This is a genomic window from Stenotrophomonas sp. 10L48 (assembly GCF_056395105.1).
The window spans coordinates 38,148-54,465 of record NZ_JBFTIX010000006.1; the positions used below are offsets into that span (position 1 = coordinate 38,148).

At 67.4% G+C, this 16,318-nt stretch carries 15 protein-coding genes; 5 read left to right on the top strand and 10 right to left on the bottom strand.

The window, feature by feature from the left end:
• Positions 1-2: 2 nt before the first annotated feature.
• Positions 3-1,052: a DUF1176 domain-containing protein gene (locus AC1DCU_RS11680; protein WP_442252240.1), complete on the top strand. Its 1,050-nt coding sequence runs from the start codon at positions 3-5 to the stop codon at positions 1,050-1,052.
• Between the two features lie 40 nt (positions 1,053-1,092).
• On the opposite strand, the gene recJ is transcribed toward AC1DCU_RS11680, so the two are convergent.
• The gene (gene recJ / locus AC1DCU_RS11685) at positions 1,093-2,850 is read right to left on the bottom strand and encodes a single-stranded-DNA-specific exonuclease RecJ (protein WP_282280136.1); all 1,758 of its coding nucleotides are present in this window, start codon (positions 2,848-2,850) and stop codon (positions 1,093-1,095) included.
• A gap of 121 nt (positions 2,851-2,971) precedes the next feature.
• On the opposite strand from recJ, the gene AC1DCU_RS11690 reads away from it, so the two are divergent.
• Both AC1DCU_RS11690 and AC1DCU_RS11695 read left to right on the top strand, forming a co-directional pair.
• The gene (locus AC1DCU_RS11690) at positions 2,972-4,015 is read left to right on the top strand and encodes a DUF1176 domain-containing protein (protein ID WP_442252241.1); all 1,044 of its coding nucleotides are present in this window, start codon (positions 2,972-2,974) and stop codon (positions 4,013-4,015) included.
• A 16-nt stretch (positions 4,016-4,031) separates the two neighbouring features.
• Positions 4,032-5,081 (top strand): DUF1176 domain-containing protein, encoded by a 1,050-nt coding sequence (locus AC1DCU_RS11695; protein ID WP_442252242.1) that lies wholly within the window; start codon positions 4,032-4,034, stop codon positions 5,079-5,081.
• Between the two features lie 36 nt (positions 5,082-5,117).
• Here AC1DCU_RS11695 and AC1DCU_RS11700 read toward each other — a convergent pair whose 3' ends face one another.
• The 6 genes from AC1DCU_RS11700 to dapB form a co-directional block, all read right to left on the bottom strand.
• Entirely contained in the window at positions 5,118-6,038 is a 921-nt protein-coding gene (locus AC1DCU_RS11700; protein WP_025874723.1) for a phosphoglycerate mutase, read from the bottom strand.
• A 3-nt stretch (positions 6,039-6,041) separates the two neighbouring features.
• Complete coding sequence (greA, locus tag AC1DCU_RS11705; RefSeq protein WP_025874725.1) at positions 6,042-6,506, bottom strand: transcription elongation factor GreA; 465 nt, start codon at positions 6,504-6,506, stop codon at positions 6,042-6,044.
• An 8-nt stretch (positions 6,507-6,514) separates the two neighbouring features.
• Complete coding sequence (carB, locus tag AC1DCU_RS11710) at positions 6,515-9,757, bottom strand: carbamoyl-phosphate synthase large subunit (RefSeq protein WP_248148735.1); 3,243 nt, start codon at positions 9,755-9,757, stop codon at positions 6,515-6,517.
• 54 nt (positions 9,758-9,811) lie between these two features.
• Positions 9,812-10,360, bottom strand: a complete 549-nt coding sequence (locus AC1DCU_RS11715; protein WP_442252244.1) for a hypothetical protein — start codon at positions 10,358-10,360, stop codon at positions 9,812-9,814.
• A complete protein-coding gene (carA, locus tag AC1DCU_RS11720; RefSeq protein ID WP_442252245.1) occupies positions 10,360-11,490 on the bottom strand; it encodes a glutamine-hydrolyzing carbamoyl-phosphate synthase small subunit in 1,131 nt (376 codons plus the stop codon). The genes AC1DCU_RS11715 and carA overlap by 1 nt, the downstream gene beginning before the upstream one ends.
• A gap of 190 nt (positions 11,491-11,680) precedes the next feature.
• Positions 11,681-12,442, bottom strand: coding sequence for a 4-hydroxy-tetrahydrodipicolinate reductase (gene dapB / locus AC1DCU_RS11725; RefSeq protein ID WP_478014174.1), 762 nt, complete (start codon positions 12,440-12,442; stop codon positions 11,681-11,683).
• A gap of 159 nt (positions 12,443-12,601) precedes the next feature.
• On the opposite strand from dapB, the gene AC1DCU_RS11730 reads away from it, so the two are divergent.
• Positions 12,602-12,997 (top strand): MerR family transcriptional regulator, encoded by a 396-nt coding sequence (locus AC1DCU_RS11730; RefSeq protein WP_059064101.1) that lies wholly within the window; start codon positions 12,602-12,604, stop codon positions 12,995-12,997.
• Between the two features lie 55 nt (positions 12,998-13,052).
• Positions 13,053-13,634 (top strand): NAD(P)H-dependent oxidoreductase, encoded by a 582-nt coding sequence (locus AC1DCU_RS11735; protein ID WP_140227034.1) that lies wholly within the window; start codon positions 13,053-13,055, stop codon positions 13,632-13,634.
• Between the two features lie 204 nt (positions 13,635-13,838).
• On the opposite strand, the gene AC1DCU_RS11740 is transcribed toward AC1DCU_RS11735, so the two are convergent.
• The 3 genes from AC1DCU_RS11740 to AC1DCU_RS11750 are packed head-to-tail and all read right to left on the bottom strand — an operon-like array spanning position 13,839 to position 16,206.
• Positions 13,839-14,093 (bottom strand): DUF6587 family protein, encoded by a 255-nt coding sequence (locus AC1DCU_RS11740; RefSeq protein WP_025874739.1) that lies wholly within the window; start codon positions 14,091-14,093, stop codon positions 13,839-13,841.
• Positions 14,093-15,955: a ferrous iron transport protein B gene (gene feoB, locus AC1DCU_RS11745; protein ID WP_032975492.1), complete on the bottom strand. Its 1,863-nt coding sequence runs from the start codon at positions 15,953-15,955 to the stop codon at positions 14,093-14,095. Before feoB ends, AC1DCU_RS11740 begins: the two co-directional genes overlap by 1 nt.
• Entirely contained in the window at positions 15,952-16,206 is a 255-nt protein-coding gene (locus AC1DCU_RS11750; RefSeq protein ID WP_025874743.1) for a FeoA family protein, read from the bottom strand. Before AC1DCU_RS11750 ends, feoB begins: the two co-directional genes overlap by 4 nt.
• Between the last annotated feature and the right edge of the window lie 112 nt (positions 16,207-16,318).

Consider the following 16,318-nt stretch of genomic DNA (forward strand, 5'->3'; position numbering starts at 1 on the left):
CCATGCGTTCTCTCCTGCTTCCCACCCTGCTGGCCCTGTGCTGGCCGTTGGCCGCCGGCGCCGTCGATGCGCCTGCAGGCCTCTATTTCCAGCATCACGACTGGGTCGTGGCCTGCGACAACACGCGCACGTGCCGCGCGGCCGGCTACGCCAGTGGCGATGACAGCACCCTGAGCGTGCTGCTGACCCGGGCGGGCGGCCCCAATCAGGCCATCAGCGGTCGGATGTCGTTGCAGCCGATCGATGACCAGCCGCAGCCCAAGGGCGCGCTGCACCTGCGCATCCAGCAGCGTGACCTCGGTGTGCTGGCGCCGGCCACGGAGCCGGGTGTCCATGTGCTCAGCGCGGCACAGACCAGCGCAGTGCTGTCCGCGCTGGTGCGCGATGGTGGCATCGCGGTTGTCGATGGCGCCGGCCACACGTGGCCGCTGTCGGACAAGGGCGCAGCGGCTGTGCTGTTGAAGACCGACGAGTTCCAGGGCCGTGTGGGCACGCCGGGCGCGGTGATGCGCAAGGGGGCCGCTGCCGAAAGCAGCGTGCCTGCCGCCGTTGCCAAACCCGTGGTGCGCAAGGCACCGACGCTGTCGACGCCACCGGACGACCCGGCGTTTTCCAAGCTGGCCGCCTCGCCGGCGCTGCGTGCGGCGCTGCGCGCCACTCTGGAAGAACCCAGCTGCGAAGGCCTGCTCGACACCGACCCGGATCTTCCGATCAGCAATTCACCACTGCAGATCCAGCGCCTGGACGCCAAGCATCTGCTGGTCAACGTCCCCTGCTGGCGCGCGGCCTACAACAGCGGTGATGGCTACTGGGTCATCGGTGAGAAAGCGCCCTACCAGCCGCAATGGGTGACCAGCGACGCGATCGACTACGGCGACGGGCAGATCGTCGCCTCGCACAAGGGCCGCGGTCTGGCCGACTGCGTGTCGGATGAAACGTGGACCTGGGATGGCACCCGCTTCGTCGCGACCTCGGCGATCAGTGGCGGCCTGTGTCGCGGCGTTCCCGGGGGTACATGGGAACTGCCGACGCGGGTGACCGACGTACGCTGACCCTTCCGAAGCGGTAGCGCCGGGCCATGCCCGGCATGGACTACGCCGGCAGGCAGTGCTCGACGATCAGCTGGATGGCGGCGCCGCCACGATAGTCATCGCAGGCGAGCCGGTAGGCGAGATGCACGTGGCGACCGGGCGCATTGCCGTGCCAGCCGCCGAAATGGATCGCGTTGATCGTGCCGGGTACGCCGGGCAGGCGCAGTTCCAGCTTCAGATGACGCTCCTTCAGCACGCGCCAGTTGGCCACTTCGAAGTGGCCATCGAACAGCGGCTCGGGAAAGCCCTGCCCCCATGGACCCGCCAAACGCAGCGCATCGGCATGGCGATGATCGAGTTCGTCCGCGGCCAGTTCGCCGTCGCTGAGCACCTGCTGCTGCAGTGCAGCCGGGTCGAGCATTTCCAGCACGGTGGCGACGAACGCGGCTTCGAAGGCAGCCAGATGATCCAGACGCATGCTCAACCCGGCGGCCATCGCGTGACCGCCGAAGCGCTCGATCAAGCCGGGATGGCGCGCATCGACCAGCGCCAGCGCATCACGGATATGCAGGCCGGCGATCGAACGCGCCGAGCCGCGCAGGGTGTCGGCGCCCGGCTCGGCCGGCGCGAACGCGATCACCGGCCGATGCAGGCGATCCTTCATCTTCGAAGCAACCAGGCCAACCACGCCGGGGTGCCAATCAGCATCGAACAGGCAGGCCGCCACCGGGCGCTGCCCTGCGGTATCGAGCACCACCCGCGACAGCGCGTGTTCGGCGTCATCGGTCATCGACTGCTGGACCGCACGCCGCTCGGCGTTGATCTGTTCCAGCGTCTGCGCGATGTCGCGGGCCTGCCGCGGATCTTCGGTGAGCAGCAGGGCGATACCCAATGCCATGTCTTCCAACCGACCGGCCGCGTTCAAGCGCGGGCCGAGCCCGAAGCCGATGTCGGTGGCGGTCAGGCGTGCGGCATCGCGGCCGCTGGCCTCGATCAATGCCTTCAGGCCGACGCAGCCCTGGCCATTGCGCAGCCTGCGCAATCCTGCACTGACCAGGGCGCGATTGTTGGCATCGAGCACCACCAGGTCGGCCACTGTGCCCACCGCCACCAGGTCCAGCAGCGTGGTCAGGTCCGGCCCTTTGCCATCGGCAAATACCCCCGCTTCGCGCATCTGCCGGCGCAGCGCCATCAGCACGTAGAAGATCACGCCGACACCGGCCAGCGCCTTGCTGGGGAAGGCGTCGCCGTCGAGGTTGGGGTCGACGATGACATCGGCCGGTGGCAGCTGTGGACCGGGCAGATGGTGATCGGTCACCAGCACCTGCCAGCCACGCGCCTTGGCCGCGGTCACGCCGGCATGGCAGGCAATGCCGTGATCGACGGTGACCAGCAGATCCGGCTGCAGCGCAGCCAGCTCGTCCACCAGAGACGGCGACAGACCATAGCCGTGCACCATGCGGTTGGGCACTGCGTGGAAGACGTGCTGCGCGCCGAGCATGCGCAGCCCACGCACACCGACCGCGCAGGCGGTGGCGCCGTCGCAGTCGAAATCACCGACTACCAGGATGCGCTTGTCGGCGGCGATGGCTTGCACCAGCAGGTCCACTGCTGCGTCGATGCCGGTCAGCAGTTCCGGCGCATGCAGGTTGCCGAGCTTGGGCAGGGCCAGCTCCGGCGTGTGCGCACCACGTGCGGCATACAGGCGGGCCAGCAGGGGCAGCGTGCCCTCCGGCCAGCTACCGGGCACGGCCGCATCGCGACGGCGGATCATCGGCGTATCGGAAGACGGCAGCACAGCATCGGCGGCAAGGGACATCGGCATCGCCGGGTTGCGGAAGACCCGCGCATGATACCCCGCTCGGCTCGCCAGGCTCTTCCGGGCTTGGCGCAAGCGTGGCGATCGCCCATGCTTGTTCGCTTCTGAAACGGAATTCGCCATGTACCGCCTGCTGTCCGTACTGCTTGCCAGCCTCCTGCTGCCACTTGCTTCCCAGGCCGCAAACACGCCGCCAACCCCCGGTATCGAGTTCGTACACCACGACTGGTTCCTGGCCTGCGACAACACCGGCACCTGCCGTGCAGCCGGCTACAGCCCTGAAAAGGCGGACAGCCTGCTGGGCCTGATGCTGGAACGTGCCGGCGGCCCCGGGACGGCAGTGAAGGCGCGGCTGCGGGTCGGTGAGGATGGCGAAAGTGCAGTGCCTGAAGGTTCAATGCGCCTGCACGTGAACGGCCGTGATCTGGGCCCAGTGCAGGACACCGGGGCCGACGAGGCAGTGATGCTGCGGCCGGCGCAGGTAGAAGGCCTGCTGGCCGCCCTGCCCGGCCAGGCCCGTATCGAGGTGATCGACAGCAGGGGCACGCGCTGGCCGATTTCCGATCGTGGTGCCGCCGCGGTGCTGCTGAAAATGGACGAGGTCCAAGGGCGCGTGGGCACGCCCGGTGCGCTGGTACGCCGCGGCACGCGTGCCGAAGCGAGCGTGCCCGCCGCAGTGGCCAAGCCGGTGATCGTGCGCGGCGCGCTGGCGGCCGGCCGCCCCGGCGATAGCGAGCTGGGCAGCAGCGAAGCGCTGCGCGACGCGCTGATTGCCACGCTCGGCGACAACGACGACTGTCCGCGCCTGATCGAGTACAAGGGGACGCCGGACATGGTGATCGAGCGGCTCGACGAGCATCATGTACTGGTGCAGGCGCTGTGCCAGATGGGCGCGTACAACTACAGCAATGGCTTCTGGATCGCGCGCGATCAGCCGCCGTTCGCACCTGAGACGGTCACGCTGGAGGCAGAAGGCTTCTCGCGCTCCGATCGCACGTTGTACGCGCGCTACAAGGGCCGCGGCATCGGCGACTGCGTTTCTGGCTGGGACTGGGCCTGGGATGGCCGCAGATTCCAGCCAAGCAGTGCATTCAGTACCGGCCTGTGTCGTGGCGTGGCGGGCGGGCACTGGACGCTGCCGACGCTTGTCAGCACGGTCCGCTGACCCGGAAGCCTGGAACATGACTACGCTTCGATTTCCTCTACTGGCGCTGGCGTCACTGACGCTGGCACCTGTCAGCTTCGCCGGCACGCCCGCGCAGTTCACGTTCCTTGAACAGAACGGACACCTGGCGTGCGACAACACAGGCACCTGCCGGATGGTGGCGTTCGGCCCACCGGCCGCGTTGATGCTGGGCGTGCTCATCGAGCGTGCCGCTGGACCAGACACCCCCGTGACGGCGCGATTGTCGCTGGCTGATGGCAGTGACGGCGCGCCCCGCAGCCCGCGGGTGCATCCAGAGGGCCGGCTGCGGCTGCATGTGGATGGCGCGGACCTGGGTGATATCGGCCCGGTGGATGCGCTTGAGGCCGGCCTGGCTCTGGCACCGCCACATGCGCAGGCGCTGCTGGATGCACTGGGGCGCGGGCGGCCGGTCAGGATGACCGACACGGCGGGCCAGACATGGCCATTGGCAGAGAGCGGTAATGCCGCACTGCTGCTGAAGATGGACGAGGCACAGGGCCGCTTGCACACCCCAGGGGCGTTGGTGGGCAAGGGTTTGCGGCCGGAATCGCACGTGCCGGCCGCACGGGTGGCACCTCGCCTGGTGCCGCCACCGCTGCTGGTTGAAGCCCACGACGAGGATGCCGCGCTGGCCGAACGTGCCGATCTACTGCAAGCGCTGCTACCGCGCGCCGAGGCCGGCGCGGGTTGCGCTGCAGCCTCTTCCCGCTACCTGCGCATCGAGCGGATCGATGCAACGCATGTGCTGGCGATGTTGAACTGCACGACCGGCCGCTACATCCGGCCAGCCGGCAGCTGGGTGATCCGCGACCGAACGCCCTTTGCGCCCGTGCTGATCACTGCATCCACGCTGTTCCCGCTCTACCCGCATGCCGTGTTCCTTGAAGAAGGCTTTGCAAGCGCTACGGACCGCTGCGGGATAGACCGGCATTGGGCCTGGGATGGAGCCCGCCTGGTGCTGGCGGCAACCTTCGTCGGCCGGCACTGCCTGGGCGCCGGTCAGCGCCACTGGCAACTGCCGACCTACGTTACGGAATCGCGCTAGGGCATCCGCCGGGCATGGCCCGGCGCTACCACCCCGTCAGGCGTCGTGAAGCTGCCGTGGCTTCTTCCAGAACTGCCAGCGCTGGCCGCGATCCAGCTGGAACTGCAGGCCGTCCTCGAAATCCAGCACCAGGCGCTGCAGCTCGCCACGCTTGAGCGCGGCCAGCAGCGGCCGGATTGCATCGTTGCCCAGCTGCTGCAGCGAGCGCAGCTGGCGCAGGTCGACCAGTGCATCGACCGACTGCTCGCCATCCACCGCGACACCTGCGGCCTGGGCCAGGCCCTGCAGCAGCGCATCGCGGCTGCGCACCTGCGCGTGCGGCGTGGCCACCGATACCGGCATCACGCCACCACCCCAGAACCACAGCGAATTGATCGGCTGCTGGCCCTGCGCGGCGCGCTGCTGGTTCCACGAGTGGGTGTGCAGCAGCACCTGCGCTTCGGTCATCAGTGCGCGCCAGCGACGGCCCGCCTCGCCCGGCGGCAGGTGCGAGAACAGGTCATCACCCAGCACCTCGTCGGGGCTGTCGAACTCCGGCAGTTCAGTACCGATGGGCAGGCGCAGGTACCAGCGTGACGGATCGGGTGCATCCAGCACGAAGCCTGCATCCGCAAACAGCGGCTGCAGCACGGGCAGCAACGCCAGCGTATCGGCCAGGCTGGGCCGCAGCGTTTCGCCGTGGCCCATCATCCGCGCGCCATGCATGTCCGGCACCATGCAGGCCGGATCGGCACGCAGCCAGCAGGCGCCGGCGGCATCACCGACGTCACGCTGGCGGGTCAATGCGGCCACCGGCCAGTGCGGCGCGGCCACCGTGAAGTGGCGCAGCAGCTGCGCGCGTTCGCCGGCGTCGCCCTGCGAGGTGGTGGCGCGGCCCAGGGCGCGCGCCACGTCATCCGGCAATGCAGCCACCGCAAAGCGGCTGCGTGCCGGCAACAGCAGGGTTGCCGTCGCCACGGATCAGTCCTGGTAGCTGACGCTGACGATCTCGTACTCGCGCTGGCCGGCCGGCGCATCGATCACGATCGAATCACCTTCCAGCTTGCCGATCATCGCGCGGGCGACCGGCGAGGAAATCGCGATCAGGCCGAGTTTGATGTCCGCTTCCAGATCACCAACGATCTGGTACTTCTTCTCTTCGTCCGATTCCACGTCGGCCAGGATCACGCTGGCCCCGAATACCACCTTGGAGCCTGCATTGAGCTTGCTCACGTCGATGATCTCGGCGTGCGACAGCTCGCCTTCCAGCTGCTTGATGCGGCCTTCGATGAAGCCCTGTTCCTCGCGCGCGGCGTGGTACTCGGCGTTCTCCTTCAGGTCGCCGTGCTCGCGCGCTTCGGCGATCGCGGCGATCACCTTCGGACGCTTGACCGACTTCAGGTGATCCAGTTCGTCGCGCAGACGCTGCGCGCCCTTCATCGTGATGGGTGCTCTCATGCGTTCAACTCCTTGTGCAGTTCCTGCAGCGACCAGACCGGGCCGGTACCGCGGAATTCCAGTGAATCCACCAGCGCCTTGGCACCGGCAATGGTGGTCGAATAGGTGACACGGTGCTGCAGTGCCTCGCGACGGATCGAGAACGAGTCGTTGATCGCGGCACGGCCTTCGGTCGTGTTGACGATATAGACGATCTCGCCGTTCTTGATCGAATCGACGATGTGCGGGCGACCCTCGACCACCTTGTTGATGATCTCGCAGTCCATGCCGTGCTGCTGCAGCCACGCTGCGGTGCCACGGGTGGCAACCAGGCTGTAGCCACGCGCCAGCAGGGCCTTGGCCACCGGCAGCACGCGCTTCTTGTCCGGGTCGCGCACCGACACGAACGCCTTGCCCACTGGCGGCGCCTTGATGCCACCGGCTTCCTGCGCGCGCGCGAAGGCGGCGTTGAAGCTGCGGCCCACGCCCATCACCTCACCGGTGGAGCGCATCTCCGGCCCGAGGATCGGGTCGACGCCCTGGAACTTGGCGAACGGGAAGATCGCTTCCTTCACCGAGTAGTAGTCCGGCACGATTTCCTTGGTGGCGCCCTGCTCTTCCAGGGTCTTGCCGGCCATGCAGCGGGCCGCGATCTTGGCCAGCGGCATGCCGGTGGCCTTGGACACGAAGGGCACGGTGCGCGAGGCACGCGGATTCACTTCCAGCAGGAAGATGGTGTCGTTGCCTTCCTCATCGGTCTGGATCGCGAACTGGGTGTTCATCAGGCCCACCACGTTCAGCGCCTTGGCCAGCTCGACCACCTGGCGACGCAGCTCGGCCTGGGTTTCAGCCGACAGCGAGTAAGGCGGCAGCGAGCAGGAGGAATCGCCCGAGTGCACGCCAGCCTCTTCGATGTGCTCCATCACGCCACCGATCAGGACGTTGCCCTGGGCGTCGGCGATGATGTCCACGTCGCACTCGACGGCGTTGTCGAGGAAGCGATCCAGCAGCACCGGCGAATCGTTGGACACCTTCACCGCGTCACGCACGTAGCGGGCCAGATCGGATTCGCCGTAGACGATTTCCATCGCGCGGCCACCCAGCACGTAGCTCGGGCGCACCACCAGCGGGTAACCGATCTCGCGCGCCAGCAGCAGGGCTTCCTGGTCGTTGCGGGCAATGCGGTTCGGCGGCTGCTTCAGGCCCAGCTGTTCCACCAACTGCTGGAAGCGCTCGCGGTCTTCGGCCAGGTCGATCGAGTCCGGGCTGGTGCCGATCACCGGCACGCCGTTGGCTTCCAGCGCGCGTGCCAGCTTCAGCGGGGTCTGGCCGCCGTACTGCACGATCACGCCCTTGGGCTGCTCCAGCTCGACGATTTCCAGCACGTCTTCCAGGGTCAGCGGTTCGAAGTACAGGCGGTCGGAGGTGTCGTAGTCGGTCGACACGGTTTCCGGATTGCAGTTGACCATGATGGTTTCATAGCCATCCTCGCGCAGCGCCAGTGCCGCGTGCACGCAGCAGTAGTCGAACTCGATGCCCTGGCCGATGCGGTTCGGGCCACCGCCGAGGATCATGATCTTGTCGCGGTTGCTCGGCGCGGCTTCACACTCGTCCTCATAGGTCGAGTACAGGTAGGCGGTGCCAGTGGAGAACTCGGCGGCACAGGAGTCCACGCGCTTGTACACCGGGCGCACCTTGTGCGCGCGACGCAGCGCACGCACCGCGGCTTCGTTGGTGCCGGTCAGCTGGGCCAGGCGGGCGTCGGAGAAGCCGGCACGCTTGAGCTTGCGCAGGCGCGCCGCATCCAGTGCGTCGATGCCATCGGCTGCGACCTGGGTCTCGGCGGCGATGATTTCTTCGATCTGGTCCAGGAACCACGGATCGATGTAGGACAGCTTGAAGATGTCCTCCACGCTCATGCCGGCGCGGAACGCGTCGGCGACGAAGAACAGGCGCTCCGGACCCGGCGCCTTCAGCTCGCGGCGCAGGGTCTGCAGATCGTCTTCACTGGTCAGGTCCAGGCCGGTCGGGTCGAAGCCGACCTTGCCGGTTTCCAGGCCACGCAGGGCCTTCTGCATCGATTCCTGGAAGGTGCGGCCCATCGCCATCACCTCGCCCACCGACTTCATCTGGGTGGTCAGGCGTGCATCGGCAGCCGGGAACTTCTCGAAAGCGAAGCGCGGAATCTTGGTGACGACGTAGTCGATGGACGGCTCGAACGAGGCCGGGGTCAGGCCGCCGGTGATCTCGTTCTTCAGTTCGTCCAGGGTGTAGCCCACGGCCAGCTTGGCCGCGACCTTGGCGATCGGGAAGCCGGTGGCCTTGGACGCCAGCGCCGAGGAACGCGACACGCGCGGGTTCATCTCGATCACCACCACGCGGCCGGTGTCCGGGTTGATGCCGAACTGCACGTTCGAACCACCGGTATCCACGCCGATCTTGCGCAGCACGGCGATGGAGGCATCACGCAGGCGCTGGTATTCCTTGTCGGTCAGGGTCTGCGCCGGGGCCACGGTGATCGAGTCACCGGTATGCACGCCCATCGGGTCCAGGTTTTCGATCGAGCAGACGATGATGCAGTTGTCCGCGGTATCGCGGACCACTTCCATCTCGAATTCCTTCCAGCCCAGCACCGACTCTTCGACCAGCACTTCGGTGGTCGGCGACAGTTCCAGGCCGCGGTTGACGATCTCGATCAGCTCTTCGCGGTTGTAGGCGATGCCGCCGCCACTGCCGCCCAGGGTGAAGCTGGGGCGGATGATGGTCGGATAGCCGACGCGGGTCTGGATCTCCAGCGCTTCGTCCAGGGTATGGGCAACGGCAGCGGTCGGGCACTCCAGGCCGATCTCGCTCATCGCCACGCGGAACAGCTCGCGGTCTTCGGCCATCATGATCGCTTCGCGCTTGGCGCCGATCAGCTCGACGTTGTACTTCTCAAGCACACCGTTGTCGGCCAGGTCCAGCGCGCAGTTCAGCGCGGTCTGGCCACCCATCGTCGGCAGCAGCGCGTCGGGCTTCTCCTTGGCGATGATCTTCTCGACGGTCTGCCAGTTGATCGGCTCGATGTAGACGGCGTCGGCCATCTCCGGGTCGGTCATGATCGTGGCCGGATTGCTGTTGACCAGCACCACGCGGTAGCCCTCATCTCGCAGGGCCTTGCAGGCCTGGGCGCCGGAGTAATCGAACTCACAGGCCTGGCCGATGACGATCGGGCCGGCACCGATGATGAGGATGGTCTTGAGGTCAGTGCGCTTGGGCATTTTCTTCTCTAAGTCAGTACAGCGTGACAAGGGGGAGTGATCGCACGCTGTCGATCAGGAAATCTCTTCGGGTTTCAGCGCAATCCCGCACTGGTCCTGCAATCCCTGGCTCAGTTTCACCGCAAATTCGTCAGGGACGCTCATTGCATCGAAACCAGCATCCAGGCGCTTGAAGGACGTACTGCCGAGAAAGGCGTCGAATCCGGCGGCGTACGCCTCGTCGTTGACGTTGACCGACGCGTCCGCTGCCGACTCCGGGAGCGCGCCGGTGAGGATCAGGTAACCCTTTCCGGACGGTGTGGCCAGGAAGCGCGACCAGTCCGCGACGATCACGTCACCGTCCTCGCCAAGGCTGTTGATCAACGACTGGCGCGCATGAACGTAGAAGAACGACTGGATGGAGGTGCGGGCGCATTGGCGATCGCTTTCGGCCAGCGCTTTGAGCGTTGGCACCTCCTCGACCATCATCGCCGCCGACGACGCACCGACCGAGTCCTTCTTCAACGTGTGCAGCAGCGCGTCCATGTCCGCAGCGGACGCCGGCGCAGCCTGTGCCGCACCCGCGGCGCAGCACAGCGACAGCAGCAGAGCGGCGCTGCGCATCAAGCCTTCGCCTCGGCCATCAGGGTCACGAAACGATCGAACAGCGGACCGACGTCATGCGGGCCCGGCGAGGCTTCCGGGTGGCCCTGGAACGAGAACGCCGGCACATCGGTGCGGGCGATGCCCTGGTTGGTGCCGTCGAACAGCGAACGGTGGGTCACTCGCAGCGTGGCCGGCAGACTGGCTTCATCGACCGCGAAGCCGTGGTTCTGCGAGGTGATCATCACCCGGCCGCTGTCCAGGTCCTGCACCGGATGGTTCGCGCCGTGGTGGCCATGGCCCATCTTGATCGTCTTCGCGCCCGAGGCCAGGCCCAGCAGCTGATGGCCCAGGCAGATGCCGAAGGTCGGGATCTTCACGTCGATGAAGGTCTTGATCGCGGCGATCGCGTAGTCGCACGGTTCCGGGTCACCCGGGCCGTTGGACAGGAACACGCCGTCCGGCTTCAGCGCCAGCACTTCAGCGGCCGGGGTCTGCGCCGGCACCACGGTGACCTCGCAGCCGCGCTCGGCCAGCATGCGCAGGATGTTGGTCTTCACGCCGAAGTCGTACGCCACGACCTTGTACTGGGCCGGCACGCTGACGAAGGCGTTGGCGTCCAGGTCCAGCTGGCCCTCGGTCCAGACGTAGGTCTTGTCGGTAGTCACGACCTTGGCCAGATCCATGCCCTTCAGGCCCGGGAACTTGCGGGCCGCTTCCAGTGCCTTTTCCGCATCGATGCCGTCGCCGGCCATCAGCGCGCCGTTCTGGGCGCCCTTCTCGCGCAGGATGCGGGTCAGCTTGCGGGTGTCGATGCCAGCGATGGCGACCACGCCACGCTGGATCAGCCAGTCCTGCAGCGACACCTGGCTGCGCCAGCTGCTCGGGCGGCGCGGTACGTCGCGCACGATCAGGCCGGCCGACCACACCTTGGACGCTTCATCGTCCTGGTCGGTCATGCCGGTGTTGCCAATGTGCGGATAGGTCAGCGTGACCATCTGCCGGGCGTAGGACGGGTCGGTCAACACTTCCTGGTAGCCGGTCATGGCGGTGTTGAACACCACTTCACCGACGGACAGGCCGGGCGCGCCTACGGATTCGCCCTCGAATACGGTGCCGTCTTCGAGGACGAGGATTGCGGCTTGGGTCACGGAATTCTCACTTTGGCTACCGAGGGGGTGCCGAAGTCACGCCTGCGCTCACGGAAATCCGGTTGCAAAAAAGCGCGGACGTACGGTCTGGGACCGGTCCGGCTTTCGTGATTCGGCGAGTGCGAATTGTAGCGGTGCCGGGGCGCTCGCGCCAGCGGTTATCGCCATTCATGAACAGGCGATTGCGCATTCATTTCAATCCGGGGCCGTATGCAGGCACCCAAGGGTAGCGCCGGGCCATGCCGTCACGTACCCGGTAGCTGCCAGCCGCCCGGCCCTGCAGCTGGCGAGCGGCAAACAGCGCCCCGCGGGCAAAGATGTCGCGGTTGGTGGCCCGGTGCACCAGCTCGATGCGCTCGCCCAGGCCGGTGAACTGCACCAGATGCTCGCCGACGATGTCTCCGGCGCGCAGGCTGGCGTACTGCGGCTCGGCTCCGCCCCGCTGCGCCGCGGCACCCAGGGTCAACGCCGTGCCCGAGGGAGCGTCCTTCTTCTGCGTATGGTGCGATTCGACGATGTCGCAGTTCCAGCCGGCCAGCGCCTGCGCTGCACGTTCCACCAGCTCATCGAGCACCGCCACGCCCAGGCTGAAGTTCGACGCCCACACCAGCGGGATCTTCGCCGCCGCTGCTTCCAGTGCCTGGCGCTGCACACTGGAAATACCGGTGGTGCCCGATACCAGTCCTGCACCGCGCTCCACGCACAGTGCCAGCAGCGCATCGAAGCCCTCGGGCAGGCTGAAGTCGATCGCCACATCGAACACCGGCGCCCCCGGCAACTCGCTGGCCGCGAAGAACGGCACGCCGTCGATCACCCGCTGCGCCGGCGCGCGGCCGGTCACCGCAGCGACGATCTGCAGGGAATCAGGATGTTCGGCGGCCAGCCGCAACAGGGCCTGGCCCATGCGCCCGGAGGCGCCGTGAATAAGCAATCGCAGGGGAGTCTGGTTCATGCACGCAGGCTAGCGGCAGCACGCATGGTCCGGCAAGCACTGTCGCTGCTACGCTGCGTGCCCCTTCAAGCGCTGGCCCGCACCTCATGCACCTTTGCAAACCGCCCGCGCCAAGCGCTGAAGCCATCATGCCGCCTGCGCGGATGCAGGGCTGAAACGGTGCGCATTTCCGAAGTCGCCCGCCGTACCGGCGCCAGCGCCAAGGCCATCCGCCTGTACGAGGCACGCGGCCTGCTGCCGCCAGTGCCGCGCCTGAACCGCTATCGCGACTACAGCGAGCAGGACGTGGCCTGGGTGCAGCTGATCCGGCAGGCACTGGGGCTGGGCATCGGCTTGGCCGCCATCACCCGCCTGCAGCGTGGCGACGGCCAGCTGGACTGGCCAGCCGTGCTCGCCCTGCTGGAACGCCAGCGCACTGCGATTGCCGCCGAGCGCGAGCGGCTTGCCCGCGTCGAGGTCGAACTGCAGCAGGTGGGTGACGAGCTGCGGCAATGGCTGCAGCAGGGCGATGGCACCTGCGTGCTGGTTCCCGCTGGCTGCCCTGGCGGGGTTTGACTCTGCCCTTGGGGCATAGCGCAACGTCGGTCGCCTTCCAGCCTCCGAGACTGCCGTGTCCCGTTCCATCCTGATCCTGCTTGGCCATCCCGACCGCGACAGCCTGTGCGGCGCCCTCGCCCAGCGCTACGCGACCGCCGCCCGCAACGCCGGCCACCGCGTGCACATGATCGCCCTGGGCGACCTTCAGTTCGACCCGGTGCTGCGCCACGGTTATCGCCAGATACAGCCGTTGGAAACCGACCTGCAGGATGCAGCAGACGCGATCCAGGCCTGCGACCACCTGGTGCTGGTCTACCCGACGTGGTGGGGCGCGATGCCGGCACTGCTGAAGGGCTTCTTCGATCGCGTGCTGCTGCCGGGCTTCGCCTTCCGCTACCGTCGCGATTCGGTGTGGTGGGACCGGCTGCTGGCGGGGCGCAGCGCGCGGGTCATCACCACGCTGGATACGCCGCCCTGGTACTACCGCTGGATCTACCGCGATCCGGGCATCACCCAGATCCGTGCCACCATCCTTGAGTTCTGCGGCATCCGCCCGGTGCGGGTCAGCCGGCTGGGCCCGGTGCGCAGTAGCACGCCGCAACAGCGCGAACGCTGGTTGGCACTGGCAGCGGAGCTTGGCACCCGGGCAGGTTGAGGCATCGCCGCGAACCGGTCGCCTCACCCTGCCTGCAACGTAGATCCAAGTCCTGCGTGGATGATCAATTCCGACACCGCTGGAGGGCAGCGCTGGGGATGGGTAGATCCACGCCATGCGTGGATGATCAATCGGCAGTGCGGACCAAGGTCCGCACCCACCAGGGAAGGTCCGCACTCACCAGGGCAGCGCCCAGACGCCTCTCTAGTGCTGCTTCGGCGGCGTCGGTCCGCAGCTGTCGCAGCCGCCGCACGCACCGCCACCGCCAGTGGCCGGCGGCGCGATCTTCCGGCCCAGCGCCTGCAGCCAGGCCGCACGGCCCGGCTTCAGCAGCGCCAGTGCCAGCGCGCCGCGCAGCTTGCGCACGGTGCCGGGCGCCTGCTTCTTCAACACCACCCACGCACTGACCAGCACGGCCACCGCGATGATCAGGTACTGGACCAGCAGGCCGGCATCCATCAGCCGCCTCCCAGCGCCACGGTCACCTGGTAGGTGATCAGCGCCGCGACATAGGCGGCAGCAAACAGGTAGAACGCCGAGAAGCCCATCGTCTTCCACGAGTTGGTCTCGCGCTTGATGGTGGCCAGCGTCGAAATGCACATCGGCGCGTAGATGAACCACACCAGCAGGGCCAGGCCGGTAGCCAGCGACCAGCCGTCGGCCACCACCGGCGACAGTGCGGAGATCGCCGCATCATCATCGGCGGCCGACAGCGCATACACCGTCGCCAGCGAGGACACCGCTACTTCGCGCGCAGCGAGGCCCGGGATCAGCGCGATGCAGATCTGCCAGTTGAAGCCCAGCGGCGCGAAGATCGCGGTCATCGCGTGGCCGATCTGGCCGGCGTAGCTGTAGTCGATGGCCGGCATCGTCGCGTCGGCGGGCGCGCCCGGGAACGACAGCAGGAACCACAGCAGGATGGTCAGCGCCAGGATGATGCCGCCGACACGCTTGAGGAAGATCATGCCGCGCTCGTACAGGCCGACGGCGAGGTCGCGCGGATGCGGAATGCGGTACGACGGCAGCTCCAGCATCAGCGGGTGCTCGCTCTTGTCGCGACGCCACTTCTTCATCACCCACGACATCACCAGCGCGCTGAGGATGCCGGCCACGTACAGGCCGAACAGCACCAGGCCCTGCTGGTTGAAGATGCCGATCCTGCCGGCCGGTATGAACGCACCGATCAGCAGCGCATATACCGGCAGCCTTGCCGAGCAGGTCATCAGCGGTGCCACCAGGATCGTGGCCAGGCGGTCACGCGGGTCCTGGATGCTGCGGGTGGCCATGATGCCCGGCACCGCGCAGGCAAAGCTGGACAGCAGCGGGATGAACGACCGCCCCGACAGGCCGGCCGCCGCCATCATGCGGTCCAGCAGGAACGCGGCGCGTGGCAGGTAACCGGACTCTTCCAGCGCCAGGATGAAGGCGAACAGGATCAGGATCTGCGGCAGGAACACCACCACGCCGCCCAGGCCGGCGATGATGCCGTCGGTCAGCAGGCTGGTCAGCGGACCCGCCGGCAGCACGCTGGCGGCCAGCTCACCCAGCCAGGCAAAGCCGGCCTCGATGCCATCCATCAACGGCGTGGCCCAGGCGAACACCGCCTGGAAGATCAGGAACATCACCACCACCAGCGTGATCAGGCCGAACACCGGATGCAGCAGCCAGCGGTCCAGCGTGTCGTCGATCTTCGCCGTCCGTGCCGGCATGCGTACGGCTGCGGCCAGGATCGCGCGCACCTGCGCGTGGTAGTCCACGCCGCTCTCAACGCCGGCCAGCGGCGCATCCAGGTGCGGCACCATCGTATCCAGGCGTTCCACCAGTGCACGCGCGCCCTGCTTGCGTACCGCCACGGTTTCCACCACCGGCACACCGATCTCGCGCTCCAGCGCGGCCACATCGATCTGGATGCCGCGGCGCTGCGCGGCGTCGACCATGTTCAGGGCGATGATCATCGGCTTGCCCAGCTCGCGCAGTTCCAGGGCGAAGCGCAGGTGCAGGCGCAGGTTGGTGGCGTCGATCACGCACAGAAGGACGTCCGGCGCGGCCTCACCCGGGTAGAACCCCCGGCACAGGTCGCGGGTGATCGCCTCGTCCAGGCTGGCCGGCTGCAGGCTGTAGGCGCCCGGCAGGTCGAGCACGGCGAACTCGCGGCCGGACGGCGCACGCAGGCGGCCTTCCTTGCGCTCAACGGTGACGCCGGTGTAATTGGCGACCTTCTGCCGACTGCCGGTCAGCTGGTTGAACAGCGCGGTCTTGCCGCTGTTGGGGTTGCCGACCAGCGCGATGCGCAGCGGGGCGGCGGTTGCGGTGGCGCTCATGCACGTCCCTCCTGGCTGGCCGGGTCGATGACCACGCGCCGGGCCTCACTGATACGCAGCGCGAAACGGGTGAACCCGACCTGCACCAGCAGCGGCTCGCCACCAACCGGGCCTCGCGCCACCAGGCGCACTTCCTCACCCTTGACGAAGCCCAGCTCGCGCAGGCGCCGGGCGATGGCATCGTTGGCATGCAGGTCCTGCACGGAATCGACCACGGCCGAGGCGTGCAGGGGCAGTTCGGACAGCGTCATCTAGCGTGTTCTCTGCTGGATGTAAATGGTTCTCGATTCTAACATTCCCGCGTCGCGTCATGGCCCATGACCAATGGCCCGCTATGATCCATACAGGTATGGAGCAACCCCC